Genomic DNA, 13,212 nt, shown 5'->3' with positions numbered 1-13,212 from the left:
CCATTCGGCAGATCCCCATACTTTACTCACCCGTCCGCCACTCGTCATCAAGTGCAAGCACTCATGTTACCGTTCGACTTGCATGTGTTAAGCCTGCCGCCAGCGTTCAATCTGAGCCATGATCAAACTCTTCAATTTAAAGTTTGATGCTCAATAACTGTCTCTGACATAATTCAAATGAATCTTCAGTGTCACTTATCAAGACTTAATTTTTTGAGTCCGTAGACTTTAATCTTTCGTCTCGCAAGTGCCCACACAGATTGTCTGTTTCTTCTTTTTAAAGAGCTGACAGCTTTAAATTTAACTAAACATTTTGTTGTTTCAGTTTGCTGTCTCAAGGGCTGCGTATACTACGCTACACCTTTTTATTCGTCAAGATCTTTTTTCAATATTTTTGATCTTGCTCTCTAACACCTTCTTCGTTTGTTTTTCACTAACGCCGTGTCAGTGGATGCGCATTATAGGCACTTTAAATTTTCCTGCAAGTATTTATTGCCACTTTTTTTCTGTTTGTGTTTTTTTTACACATTACGTATCAAAAACAAGCTATCTCTATACATTTTTTATTTAAAATCGCTTTGAATATTACAATTAAAATTAAAAGAGTAAAAATTGAATCGAACTTATCATCATCCAATTTAGCTATTTTAAATACGACAGGACTTTCATGTTATAACAAAAACTAAAATAAAGTCAGTGATAACACCATATAATAGATTCTAGTATTAATATTGTTTATCTTGTCATTTGAATATCTCTTTCCTGATTAAGTCAGGATAACCAAAATGTAACCAACATTTATTTATTAATGCAGAGTTTCAAAATTAAAGTGATCACTGATAGTTATAACAATACAGTATTGTTTCAATGCTTTGTCTGAATTTACATCGTCTATCACAATTGTGATCTTATTTTACTTGGTAAATCAGCCAAGCTGTCAATTACCCAATCAGCTTGTGCTAATGCTTCTTCAGTAATGGCATCACCCGTTTTGACTAAAACTGTTTTTTTAACGCCTGCCTTTTTACCCGACAATAAATCAGATACTCTGTCCCCAACCATATATGAACTTGCAATATCGATATTTAATTCCTTGGCTGCCGTTTGAATCATACCAGGACTCGGCTTACGACATTCACATTTATCAATCAATGGATCGTGAGGACAATAATAGATTCCATCCAAATCTACACCACGATCTTGTAATGACCAATCCATCCATTCTGTTAATGTATTAAACTGTTCTTCCGTAAAGATATTTCTAGCTATACCTGATTGATTGGTCGTAATCACCAACAAAAAACCCATTTTTTTGAGCTCTTGCATGGCCTCTATAACTCCATCAATAAAATCAAATTTATCAATGGTATGAACATAATTATAATCGACATTAATCGTACCATCTCGATCCAAAAAAATAGCAGGTTTCATGTTTACTTTTTTCCTTTTACTTAGGCGTTACACCAATGCATATAGCATATTATTGATTGACTTAGATGTCTAGACGTCTTAATATTCAGCTATCTACTCTTTGTCTATATATATTATGATACAATTACAGCATATTTCGAAAATATTTGAGCATAATAAGACCCCGATTCATGCTTTAAACGACATTTCCCTTCATGTTCCAAAAGGGAAAATCTATGGCGTTATTGGCAAATCAGGAGCGGGAAAAAGTACACTTATTCGATGCGTAAACCTACTTGAAAAACCAACCAGTGGCAAAATACTTTTTGATAACCAAGATATTACCCATTTATCTAATCGAAAATTAATTGAAGTACGCCGAAAGATTAGCATGATTTTTCAGCATTTTAATTTGTTATCATCTAGAACTGTATTCGATAACATTGCTTTTCCACTCGAACTAAATAAAACGCCTAAAAAGGTAATCAAGCAAAAAGTAAATGAGCTTATTGAACTTGTAGGTTTAAGTGAAAAGGCTGATGTCTATCCAGCTAATTTATCGGGTGGTCAAAAACAACGCGTCGCTATTGCTAGAGCGTTAGCCAGTGAACCTAAAGTATTATTATGTGATGAAGCGACTAGCGCATTAGATCCAGAAACAACACGCTCTATTTTAGCTTTATTAAAAGATATCAACCAAAAACTCGGTTTAACCATTTTATTAATCACTCATGAAATGGATGTGGTAAAACAAATTTGTGATCAAGTTGCCGTTATCAGTAATGGTAAATTAGTAGAACAATCATCGGTTGGCGAAATGTTTTCACACGCCAAAACTGATATTGCAAGGCAATTTATACAATCGACTTTACACTTAACTATCCCTGAGGATTATTTAGCAAGGCTATCACCTGAATATAAAGAAGGTTTAAATCCATTAGTAAGATTGGAATTTACGGGTGTTTCAGTTGATTTACCACTGTTATCCCAAATTGCTAAAGAGTTTGATATTGATAGTAACATTATCAGTGCTCAAATGGATTATGCTGGCGGTGTTAAGTTTGGATTAATGTTGACAGAAATGAAAGGCAAACCGAAAAGCACAGCATCAGCAATACAATTTTTAGAGAACAATAACACCAAAGTAGAGGTGCTAGGTTATGTTTAATTTTCTTCCTTCGTTTAAACCTTTTGAGTCATTATTTCGATTTTTAGCTGAACACGATTTTTGGGCAAACTTTGTGACTTTTTGCTCTTCTTTTAATGGCTTTAATGAAGCCATGTTATTCAAAATGGCACAAGCGACCGATGAAACCCTATACATGGTTATTTTGTCAGGTTTTTGGGGAACAGTTATTGGCTTACCGATAGGCATACTACTTTATACCACACGCAAAGGACAAATTTTAGATTGTTACTTAGCAAATAACGCTATTTCATTTATTACTAATGTATTTCGTTCCATACCATTTATTATTTTGATTGTCTGGATTATTCCTTTCACGACATTTCTTATGGGAACTTTTATTGGTAAACAAGCAGCAGTGGTACCACTGAGTATTGGTGTATCTCCTCTAATTGCACGAATGATCGAAAATGCCTTATTAGATGTACCAAAAGGATTAATCGAAGCAGCACGTTCAATGGGAGCAACACCATTACAAATAATTTATAAAGTTTTATTACCCGAATCATTACCTGTCATTGTTAACAGTATGACAATTACATTAATTACCCTAACTGGCTATATTGCTATGGCTGGTGCTGTTGGTGCAGGGGGACTTGGTCAATTAGCAATACAATATGGTTACAATGGTTATAAGCCTGCTATAATGAATACGGTTTTGATAATATTAATTATTATCGTATTTATTATTCAATTTATTGGCAATGCTATTGTAAAACGTGTTACTCATCATTAATTTTGGAGAAAATTATGTCTATTAAAAAGCTAGCACTTATCACTACTTTGGTGAGTGCATTTTTTTTAACGGGTTGTGATAATAAACAATCAAAAACAGAAGAAAATAAACCGGTAGAGCCTGTAAAAACTAACACGATTAAAGTTGGCGTGATTTCAGGTCCAGAACAAGAAGTTGCAGAAGTTGCTAAACAACAAGCTAAAGATCTTTATAACTTGGATGTAGAACTGGTTATTTTTAATGACTATGTCACGCCAAACCAAGCACTAAATGATGGCTTAATTGATGTTAACGCATTCCAACATAAACCTTATTTAGATGAACAAATGAAAGAACGTGGTTATAAATTAGCAGTAGTCGGCAACTCATTTGTTTATCCAATTGCTAGCTATTCACATAAATTAAAACCAATTGATAAATCAGCTGAAACTGGTGCCGGCGTGAAAGTAACCTCACCACGTGACGAAACCTTCTTTATTCCAGCTAGCTCAACGATAGCCATTCCTAACGATCCAACTAATTTAGGCCGTTCATTACTTTTATTACAACATGAAGGCATGATTACGGTGGATAAATCAAAAGGATTACTACCGACAGTACTTGATATAACCAGCAACCCGTATAATTATAAAATTGTTGAACTTGAAGCACCAATGTTACCGCGTTCATTAAAGGACGCACAAGTTGACCTTGCCATTATTAATAACGCTTTTGCAGGACAAGCTAATTTAACACCAAGCAAGGATGGTATTTTTGTTGAAGATAAAGAATCACCTTATGTAAACATTATCGTATCACGTGAAGTAGATAAAGATAATGACAATGTCAAAAACTTTGTTAAAGCTTACCAGACAGATGCCGTAGCCCAAAAAGCAAATCAAGTGTTTAATGGCGGCGCAATTCGTGGTTGGTAAAATCATAGCTAAAATATTATGATGTTTTTCCACCGACTTAATGTCGGTGGATGTTTTTAAGATATCGTAATCACTATTATAAAATGTATTTTACTCATGAGTTGTACCTGTTAACTCAATTAATATGAAACAAATAATCAACCCAATAGGCATTATCCATTCACCTTATAGTGAAAAATTTGCTGTGCCTCGACAACCTAATTTAGTGACTGAAGGTCAAGGTGAACTGCATTTGTTACCACCTTACAATAACCCTGATGCAATTAAAGGATTAGAACAGTTTTCTCATCTTTGGCTTCTATTTCAATTTCATCAAATTGAATTAGACAAATGGCGTTTAACAGTGCGCCCACCTCGTTTAGGCGGAAATAAAACGTTAGGGGTGTTTTCAACCCGTTCTCCATTTAGACCCAACCATATTGGTTTATCAGCAGTAGCGTTGAAAGATATCGTTATAAAAAACAAACAAGTCATTTTAAAATTAGGTAGTGTTGATTTAGTAGATGGAACACCGGTTATCGATATCAAACCCTACTTACCTTATTGTGATAGTTATCCTGAGGCAATTGCCGGTTATGCTCAAGCGATGCCAGATAAAACCTTAACCGTTGAATTTTCAAAACAAGCACAGCAATCACTAAAATTATATCAACTGACATACCCTAATTTAGCGACATTAATTACTCAAGTTATTGCTCAAGATCCAAGGCCTGCATATAAACAAAAAAGTTTGAAAGAGCAGGATTATGGATTTAGACTTTATCACTTTAATATTAAGTGTAGAATTTCTGATAAACATGCCATAGTTGAAGATATTGATATAGAAAAAAACAACAAAACATAAATCGCATTACTGCCGTTATTATTATAAATTCTATACTAGAAACACTTTTAGTTTATTAAGTAAAAAGTAAACTACCTAACTTATTGATATTAAAAACAATTAATAAGATATTTTTAGGTATTATTGTCATAAAAAGTTTTGTAAAGATTCTTTACAAAAATATCTGTCAAAACTGATAAAAGAGACTGACATAATTATACGAGTCTGGTAAATTAGAACTGGGTTTAATTTCCCTATATTTCACCTTACCACTAAAATTTTAACAAATTTTAGTGGTCCTTTTAGAAAGAAAAATCAATGATAATTGGTATGCTGTTTAGCTCTGATTTGTGCAATATCAATTGCATCAAATACGTAATGTTTTCCACAATAATCACAGTGAATATCAATTTTGCCACCATCTTCTTTTAGCATCTGATCTATTTCATTGGCAGGCAAAGTCATTAAGCTATCTTCACAACGTTCACGAGAACAACTACACTTAAATGTCACGTTATGTGTCTCAAATAATCGAACTTGTTCTTGATTATATAAACGATATAAAATTTCTTCAGTAGACAGTTCAAATAACTCATCACTAGTAATCGTTTGAGTTAAAGTACATAAATGCTCGAAAGAATCTGATGTATTTTCATTTCCTGGCAATATCTGCAATAAAATACCAGCAGCAACAGGTTTATTATTATAAACGCCTGTTTTGGCAAATAAACGTGTTGGCAACTGCTCAGACTGCATGAAATAGTTTTCAATACAACCAATAAGCGTATCGCTTTCTAATCCAACAATACCTTGATAACGCTCACCATTTTTAGGGGTAATTGTAATAACAATATAACCATTACCAACCATTTCTTTAAGTGTCGCATTATTGGCAATATCAGACTTTACACGCGCAACTCCTCGAAGTTGTTGCTGATCATTACCATTTACAACCGCTAAAGATAAAGGACCATCGCCTTGTAATTGTACTGCAATATCGCCCTCAAATTTTAGTGTAGCCGTTAACAAACTGGTTATCACCAGTAATTCACCTAATACTTTTTGTACAGCAACCGGATAAATGTGATTATCTAAAATTGCCTGATATGTTTGTTCAAGATGGGTGATTTCACCTCGAATAGCATGATTATCAAATAAAAATCGATTTAAAGTATCCATATTAGTTATTTTCGCCTAGTTGTCTATCATATTTAAATTTAATCAAGTTACGTCGCTCTTTTTTATCCGGTTTCCGATCCGGATGTGGCATAGTTAATGCGTTAAGTTTACGTGCTTGCGCTATTGTTTCGCGTTTAGTAATACTTTCTTGCGTTTCTTGATAAAGTAATTGTGCCTCCGTAGCAGATCTACGCTGTTCAGTAATGGCTAATACTTGGATGGTCTTTTGATCAGAACCTTGTCGAAGAGTTAAAATTGCACCCACTTCAATAATTTTACTTGGTTTAGTGCGCTGTCCATTATAATGAACTTTACCACCGTCAACCATTTCTCGAGCTAATGAACGAGTTTTATAAAACCTTGCAGCCCACAACCATTTATCTAATCTAACTGGATTCATTACATCCTCATATACATTTTTCATCAAGTCAATCTGATACTAAACACTAGTCAGATATCAAATATCTTTACAGGGTATATAAGGATGTTTTTACTTAAATCAATATTATGGATTAATAATAAACTCGTTTTCATTAGACAATAAAGTGCCAGATAATTTAAATGGTGAAATACTACCGTGTAAATCTGCACTATAATTAATGGATTTAGGTGGTTCTTCTATTAATTTCCACTCTTTCAATAGTAAACTGGAGATATTATAGGCAGTTAAATGTAACGAGACAAATTCAGTTTGCGTTGGATCTATTGTCGCTATTGCTTCAACCATACCGCCACTCACTAACGAACTAAAACTGACTAAAGTTTGATCTTGAGCATCAAATTTAACAACAAGATCGGGATATTTAATATCAATTTCATTAATAGAGCCCAGTTCAGCTTTACAAAATAAGGTTCCAGCATAAATACCTAATTTTCTATCTTGAACTAAGACTACATTAGAGCCTGACATTTCAAAATTGATAAAAACAAATGGAAAATCTGAATTTTTATCAATTAACATACCAGGTAAAATGGTTAACTGATCCACTTCTACTCGGCTAAATAGATCGGGTAATAAGAATCCTTCTGATTTTGGCGGTACTTGGTAATTGACACCAGCTAATAATAATTTTTCTAAATGTAAGGCGTTATCGCTCCAACTACCAGTAAAATCAAGATTACCTTCATTCCAATTTGCCATCGCTTTTTGAATTTCAACTTGATTATTTTTAAACTGTAATTGTAACAATGCCGATGAAAATACCTCATCATGCCAAACTACACTCTCTGCACTCAAAGTAACATCACTATCATCTACTATCCATTGTTGATCATAGCGTAGGTTAGTTGCATCAATATTCCCTTTATCAATAGTTAATTCTGGAAGTTGAATACTACTATCAAACATAGTTAATTGGCGAATAACTAACTTAGGCAGTATTGCAGAATAGCGGTCATCCATCGATTTAAAATGAATCTTATTAATCTTCAACTGTTCAATATCCCAGCTATTATCCGCCATTATTTTCAATTTACTAACAAAAAAACCGTTATCAACATTACCACCTAAATTGGTAACAGTAATAATATTATTTCGATGAAAGCCTTGAATAAGTACCTTATCCATTGCCTGTTGATTCAACATAACTTGCTGTGCCGTCAAATCAAACTGATAGTCTCCCTCACCTTGCGAATTAAATGACTTAATGCCACCATTTAACTGGTTTAGTGATAATTTATCTTGGTTATTATTGAGGGGAATATTGATGTTGGTATCCACAAATTTTAACGTGTTGGCTGTAAAATTATAATCTTTAGCTGTTTGTGAATAATCAATCACACCTTCGAAAACAGTAATATAATTGAAATGATTTAACTGCCAAAGATTATCTTTATCAAATCCAACAACTAATTTTTGCACATTGACCAATTGCTGCTTTTCATTACTAATCACAACATCATCAAAAGATAGCTCGTATAAATTTGAAAACGAATGACTTACCTTACCAATAGAAATAGTATAAGGGCTTAATTTTGATAATTGTTGCCCAATTAAATTTGCACCAAAAGAAGTCTGCATTAAAAAATAAGGTAATAACAACACAAACCAAATAATAGACAAGACAATAATTATAGATAATCTTAATCGTCGCATAACATAAATAGACTAAATGGTTAAATTAAAATATTAATAATTACATTACGATAACCGATTTTAGCCAAAATAGCACCTGATTTCGATATAAATGATTTGTGGTCAGATCGGTTTTACAGTTAATATATAGCGATAGACATTGGTGTCTTTTAAAATAACATATACAAATATAATCACCACCTGCCACGCTTTTGATTAAGCGTTGGGCTTGTTATTTTTTATTTATTATCAGTAAAACGGGAGAGCAAAGATGAAACAAATCCCAATGACGGTAAAGGGAGCCGAATTATTACGCGCGGAATTGGAAGAGCTGAAAAATGTTAAACGACCACAAATTACAGCAGCTATAGCCGAAGCAAGAGCGCACGGGGATTTAAAAGAAAACGCCGAATACCATGCAGCCAGAGAACAACAAGGCTTTTGTGAAGGACGTATTCAAGAAATTGAAGGCAAGTTATCACAAGCACAAATTATTGATATTACCAAAGTGAAAAACACCGGACGTATAATTTTTGGTGCCACAGTAACAGTAATCAATGTTGATACCGACGAAGAGACAACTTATCGCATTGTAGGTGATGATGAAGCTGACTATAGGCAAAATCTGATTTCGGTCAACTCACCTATTGCCAGAGGTTTAATTGGCAAAGAAGATGGTGACACAGTCCAAATTAAAACACCGGGCGGTGATGTAGAATTTGATATTGTTAAAGTTGAATATATTTAGTAAAAACTCAATTGCAAAAAAACAGGGCTGTTGCCCTGTTTTTATTTTGGTAAAGTGATTTTCTTTTCATCACTTGGTCTAAAAATGGTAAAAATAGAGCCTACTTGCTGTACAGCTAGTGCCTTGGTTTCACGGATAATTGCATCGCAAATTAATTTTTTACTATCACGATCTTCAGCTGACACTTTAATCTTAATTAATTCATGAAAATTTAAAGCGCTTTCAATTTCAGCAAGAACACCTTCAGTAAACCCATTAGCACCAATCATCACAACAGGTTTTAGATGATGAGATTCACTTTTTAAATACTGTTTTTGTTTATTTGATAAATTCATTAATTTTTTATCACATTAAGTTGTAATTTTGCTATTCTACCCTTATATATATGAGTAATCAATTGAAGAAACCTTCTTACACTAAGGATTTATTAGCGGTGAGTAATAAAAAACGCTCGGCAAGTTCAACACGCTGGCTTAATGAACATTTCAAAGATCGCTTTGTACAACAAGCCCAAAAAAAGGGATTACGATCTCGGGCATGGTTCAAATTAGAAGAAATTCAAAAAAGTGACAAGCTATTCAAACCTGGAATAACCGTTGTTGATTTAGGTGCAGCGCCTGGTGGTTGGTCACAATACGTTGCATCTTTAATTGGTAATAAAGGCCGCATTATTGCATGTGATTTATTACCCATGGATCCGATTGTCGGCGTTGATTTTTTGCAAGGTGATTTCCGTGATGAAGCTGTATTAAAAGCACTGCTTGAACGCGTTGGTGATCAAAAAGTTCAAGTTGTGATGTCAGATATGGCGCCCAATATGAGTGGTCAACCCGCTGTTGATATTCCTCGAGCTATGTATTTAGTTGAACTCGCGCTTGATATGTGTCGCGACGTGCTTGCACCTAATGGTAATTTTATTGTCAAAGTATTCCAAGGTGAAGGTTTTGAAGAGTACCTAAAACAGGTACGCTCAATGTTTAAAACAGTCAAAATCCGTAAACCTGAAGCTTCACGGGCAAGATCCCGAGAAGTTTATATCGTTGCAATGGGTATGAAGTAGCCAGTTGTATAATTTTGTAGTACCATTGCTAAGTTAATTTTAGTCGTAACTGTTAATTTTTATGAGAGGTTTTTCTTTTGAACGACATGGTAAAGAATTTGCTGATCTGGGGAGTCATTGCGGTAGTATTGATTGCTGTATTTAATCAATTCAGCTCAGTATCCAATAGTGGTCCTCAAGTCAATTATACCCAATTCAACTCTGACATCACGAGTGGCAAACTTCAAGAGGTGCATATTAACGGACGTGAAATTGTTGCTACCACTAAAGGTAACGGCAGTTATGTCACCTACATCCCTTATTTTGATGAAAAATTAATGGATGATTTGGTATTAAACAAAGTTGCTGTTTATGGTAGCCCTGATGAAAAACCGAGTTTATTAGTTAATATTTTAATCTCTTGGTTTCCAATTATCCTATTAATTGGCTTCTGGATTTTTATCATGCGCCAAATGCAGGGGGGAGGCAAAGGCGGGCCAATGTCTGTTGGCAAAAGTAAAGCAAAAATGCTCACTCCAGATCAAGTCAAAACTAAGTTTACCGATGTTGCAGGTAGTGAAGAAGCGAAGCAAGAAGTCACCGAAGTCGTGGATTTTTTACGCGATCCTGGCAAATATCAAAAACTAGGTGGACGCATCCCAAAAGGTATTTTAATGGTTGGACCACCAGGTACCGGTAAAACGCTACTTGCCAAAGCTATCGCGGGTGAAGCCAATGTACCTTTCTTTAGTATATCGGGTTCTGACTTTGTCGAAATGTTTGTTGGTGTCGGTGCATCTCGTGTCCGCGATCTATTCGAACAAGCTCGTAAACATTCGCCTTGTATCATTTTTATTGACGAAATTGATGCTGTTGGACGTAAACGTGGCGCAGGTTCAATGGGTGGTCATGACGAACGTGAACAAACCCTTAACCAAATGCTTGTTGAAATGGATGGTTTCGAAGCGAATAGTGGCATCATCATTATTGCGGCAACCAACCGTGTTGATATTTTAGATCCAGCATTACTTCGCCCAGGTCGTTTTGACCGCCAAGTACAAATTGGTTTACCGGACATGAAAGGCCGTGAACAAATTTTAGCCGTTCATGTACGTAAAGTTCCACTTGGTTCTGATGTCAATTTATCCGTTCTTGCACGTGGTACACCTGGTTATTCTGGTGCTGAACTAGCAAACCTTGTAAACGAAGCCGCACTATTTGCCGCGCGTCGTAATAAGCGCTTAGTCACCATGGACGAGTTTGAAGAAGCTAAAGATAAAATTAACATGGGTACTGAACGACGTTCATTAACCATGACTAAAGAACAGCTTATTTCTACTGCTTATCACGAAGCTGGTCATGCAATTATTGGTTATTTAATGCCTGATCATGATCCGATTCACAAAGTCACCATTATTCCACGTGGGCGTGCATTAGGGGTTACTTTCTTTTTACCTGAAGGCGATCGCGTTAGTGAAAGCCGTGAAAAATTAGAAGGTGACATTGCAACACTTTATGGTGGTCGGCTTGCTGAAGAACTTATTTACGGTGTTGATAAAGTATCAACCGGTGCATCTAATGATATTAAAGTCGCGACGCAATACGCCAGAGCGATGGTTACTCAGTGGGGCTTTTCTGATCGCTTAGGTCCGTTATTTTATGAAATGGATGATAACTCATCTTATGGTCGTCCTAAAGATATTTCAGACGAAACAGCACGTATCATTGATGAAGAAGTCAAAAAAATTATCGACCGTAATTTTGAACGTGCACGTAAAATACTGACTGAAAATATGGATGTACTTCACGCTATGAAAGATGCGTTAATGAAGTACGAAACTATTGGTGCTAAACAAGTTGCAGATTTAATTGCTCGTCGACCTATCACTGCGCCTGATGATTGGACAGAAAGTGACGAAAAAGCAGCAAATCAAATCCCAAATGAAGGAAGCGATACACCACCTCAATCAGAAAGTTAATCGACTTTAATAAAATATAACGCGCTACGGCGCGTTTTTTATCGATAATATTAAAATAACTATCTAATAAATAGGGCAAGAATAAAATCATAATCTGCATAAAATGCATGCAACAACTGTGCTCAAGAGTTTTCAATATCACACTAAAACATTATCAATAAAAATCGAATAAGGCTATAACCATGGAAATACGTTTTCAAAATCAAGTAATGGAGCTCTCTTATCCACAAGTGATGGGGATTGTAAATATGACACCAGATTCGTTTTCTGATGGCGGCAATTACAACAATCTTGATGATGCAATGCGTCGTGTCGATAACATGATCCAAGCCGGTGCCACATTCATTGATATTGGTGGAGAATCAACTCGACCAGGGGCGGCTGAAGTCTCGGTTGAAGAAGAACTCGATAGAGTGGTTCCTTTAGTTGAAAAAGTTGCCCGTTATTTTGATGTTTGGATTTCGGTTGATACCTCAAAACCACAAGTAATAACAGAATCGGCAAAAGCAGGTGCACACTTAATCAATGATATCCGTGCATTAACCGAACCTGGCGCAATTGAAGCAGCGTCCCAAACAGGATTGCCCGTTTGTATTATGCACATGCAAGGCGATCCAAAAACTATGCAAAATGCGCCACATTATGAACAAGATATCTATCAAGTAGTGGATGACTTTTTTGCTCAACATATTGATCGTTGCGTACAAGCAGGAATTGATCGACAAAAAATTATCCTCGATCCGGGCTTTGGTTTTGGTAAAACCTTGACGCATAATTATCGACTCTTAGCAACATTAGAAAAATTCCACCATTTTGACCTCCCTTTATTGGTAGGCATGTCACGTAAATCCATGATTGGACAAGTACTAAATGTACCACCACAACAGCGTATGCTAGGTAGTGTAACTTGTGCTGTCATTGCTGCAATGAAAGGTGCACACATTATTCGTGTCCATGATGTTAAAGAGACATTTGATGCACTACGAATTGTACAAGCAACATTAGCGGAACAAAAATAAAAAATGTTTATTTTGTAGTAGATGTAAAAATGTAAAATCTAGAGATTTTTGGGGTATACAAAAACGCATCCATTTCCTAAAAATTTTTAACCACGGATTGAGTTT

13 protein-coding genes and 1 rRNA gene are annotated in these 13,212 nt (G+C 35.2%); 8 read left to right on the top strand and 6 right to left on the bottom strand.

Annotated elements, in window-relative coordinates:
• A 16S ribosomal RNA gene (locus A9G03_RS02965) occupies positions 1-138 on the bottom strand; the annotation flags it as partial.
• 756 nt (positions 139-894) lie between these two features.
• Entirely contained in the window at positions 895-1,431 is a 537-nt protein-coding gene (gene gmhB / locus A9G03_RS02960; RefSeq protein WP_065798372.1) for a D-glycero-beta-D-manno-heptose 1,7-bisphosphate 7-phosphatase, read from the bottom strand.
• 115 nt (positions 1,432-1,546) lie between these two features.
• Here gmhB and metN point away from each other — a divergent pair, with 115 nt between their 5' ends.
• The 4 genes from metN (at position 1,547) to tsaA (ending at position 5,090) form a co-directional block, all read left to right on the top strand.
• A complete protein-coding gene (gene metN, locus A9G03_RS02955; protein WP_065798371.1) occupies positions 1,547-2,578 on the top strand; it encodes a methionine ABC transporter ATP-binding protein MetN in 1,032 nt (343 codons plus the stop codon).
• 112 nt (positions 2,579-2,690) lie between these two features.
• The gene (locus A9G03_RS02950; RefSeq protein ID WP_065633293.1) at positions 2,691-3,332 is read left to right on the top strand and encodes a methionine ABC transporter permease; all 642 of its coding nucleotides are present in this window, start codon (positions 2,691-2,693) and stop codon (positions 3,330-3,332) included.
• A 14-nt stretch (positions 3,333-3,346) separates the two neighbouring features.
• Positions 3,347-4,246, top strand: coding sequence for a MetQ/NlpA family lipoprotein (locus tag A9G03_RS02945; RefSeq protein ID WP_065798370.1), 900 nt, complete (start codon positions 3,347-3,349; stop codon positions 4,244-4,246).
• 124 nt (positions 4,247-4,370) lie between these two features.
• Positions 4,371-5,090, top strand: coding sequence for a tRNA (N6-threonylcarbamoyladenosine(37)-N6)-methyltransferase TrmO (gene tsaA, locus A9G03_RS02940; RefSeq protein ID WP_065798369.1), 720 nt, complete (start codon positions 4,371-4,373; stop codon positions 5,088-5,090).
• Between the two features lie 294 nt (positions 5,091-5,384).
• Here the strand turns inward: tsaA and hslO are convergent, their stop codons facing one another.
• The 3 genes from hslO to A9G03_RS02925 all read right to left on the bottom strand — a co-directional run bounded on the left by hslO (position 5,385) and on the right by A9G03_RS02925 (position 8,343).
• Entirely contained in the window at positions 5,385-6,257 is an 873-nt protein-coding gene (gene hslO, locus A9G03_RS02935) for an Hsp33 family molecular chaperone HslO (RefSeq protein ID WP_065798368.1), read from the bottom strand.
• On the bottom strand, positions 6,250-6,648 hold the full coding sequence (hslR, locus tag A9G03_RS02930) for a ribosome-associated heat shock protein Hsp15 (protein WP_141671509.1): 399 nt from the start codon (positions 6,646-6,648) through the stop codon (positions 6,250-6,252). Before hslR ends, hslO begins: the two co-directional genes overlap by 8 nt.
• A 105-nt stretch (positions 6,649-6,753) precedes the next feature.
• A complete protein-coding gene (locus tag A9G03_RS02925) occupies positions 6,754-8,343 on the bottom strand; it encodes a hypothetical protein (RefSeq protein ID WP_143425813.1) in 1,590 nt (529 codons plus the stop codon).
• Positions 8,344-8,593: 250 nt separating this feature from the next.
• Here A9G03_RS02925 and greA point away from each other — a divergent pair, with 250 nt between their 5' ends.
• Positions 8,594-9,070, top strand: coding sequence for a transcription elongation factor GreA (greA, locus tag A9G03_RS02920; protein WP_065559646.1), 477 nt, complete (start codon positions 8,594-8,596; stop codon positions 9,068-9,070).
• A 41-nt stretch (positions 9,071-9,111) separates the two neighbouring features.
• On the opposite strand, the gene yhbY is transcribed toward greA, so the two are convergent.
• Positions 9,112-9,405, bottom strand: coding sequence for a ribosome assembly RNA-binding protein YhbY (yhbY, locus tag A9G03_RS02915; protein ID WP_065633283.1), 294 nt, complete (start codon positions 9,403-9,405; stop codon positions 9,112-9,114).
• A gap of 98 nt (positions 9,406-9,503) precedes the next feature.
• On the opposite strand from yhbY, the gene rlmE reads away from it, so the two are divergent.
• The 3 genes from rlmE (at position 9,504) to folP (ending at position 13,107) form a co-directional block, all read left to right on the top strand.
• Positions 9,504-10,130 (top strand): 23S rRNA (uridine(2552)-2'-O)-methyltransferase RlmE, encoded by a 627-nt coding sequence (rlmE, locus tag A9G03_RS02910; protein WP_065633282.1) that lies wholly within the window; start codon positions 9,504-9,506, stop codon positions 10,128-10,130.
• A gap of 77 nt (positions 10,131-10,207) precedes the next feature.
• Positions 10,208-12,088 (top strand): ATP-dependent zinc metalloprotease FtsH, encoded by a 1,881-nt coding sequence (gene ftsH / locus A9G03_RS02905; protein ID WP_081297447.1) that lies wholly within the window; start codon positions 10,208-10,210, stop codon positions 12,086-12,088.
• 182 nt (positions 12,089-12,270) lie between these two features.
• Positions 12,271-13,107, top strand: coding sequence for a dihydropteroate synthase (folP, locus tag A9G03_RS02900; protein WP_065633281.1), 837 nt, complete (start codon positions 12,271-12,273; stop codon positions 13,105-13,107).
• Positions 13,108-13,212: the final 105 nt, after the last annotated feature.

It is taken from the genome of Gilliamella sp. wkB171 (assembly GCF_001693755.1).
Lineage (GTDB): Bacteria > Pseudomonadota > Gammaproteobacteria > Enterobacterales > Orbaceae > Gilliamella > Gilliamella apicola_F.
This window is presented reverse-complemented; position numbering and strand designations above follow the sequence as displayed.

Excerpts from the sequence above, each read along its gene's own strand:
- gmhB (WP_065798372.1), bottom strand. The coding sequence starts at position 1,431 with ATGAAACCTGCTATTTTTTTGGATCGAGATGGTACGATTAATGTCGAT.
- metN (WP_065798371.1), top strand. The coding sequence starts at position 1,547 with ATGATACAATTACAGCATATTTCGAAAATATTTGAGCATAATAAGACC.
- A9G03_RS02950 (WP_065633293.1), top strand. The coding sequence starts at position 2,691 with ATGTTATTCAAAATGGCACAAGCGACCGATGAAACCCTATACATGGTT.
- A9G03_RS02945 (WP_065798370.1), top strand. The coding sequence starts at position 3,347 with ATGTCTATTAAAAAGCTAGCACTTATCACTACTTTGGTGAGTGCATTT.
- tsaA (WP_065798369.1), top strand. The coding sequence starts at position 4,371 with ATGAAACAAATAATCAACCCAATAGGCATTATCCATTCACCTTATAGT.
- hslR (WP_141671509.1), bottom strand. The coding sequence starts at position 6,648 with ATGAATCCAGTTAGATTAGATAAATGGTTGTGGGCTGCAAGGTTTTAT.
- A9G03_RS02925 (WP_143425813.1), bottom strand. The coding sequence starts at position 8,343 with ATGCGACGATTAAGATTATCTATAATTATTGTCTTGTCTATTATTTGG.
- greA (WP_065559646.1), top strand. The coding sequence starts at position 8,594 with ATGAAACAAATCCCAATGACGGTAAAGGGAGCCGAATTATTACGCGCG.
- yhbY (WP_065633283.1), bottom strand. The coding sequence starts at position 9,405 with ATGAATTTATCAAATAAACAAAAACAGTATTTAAAAAGTGAATCTCAT.
- folP (WP_065633281.1), top strand. The coding sequence starts at position 12,271 with ATGGAAATACGTTTTCAAAATCAAGTAATGGAGCTCTCTTATCCACAA.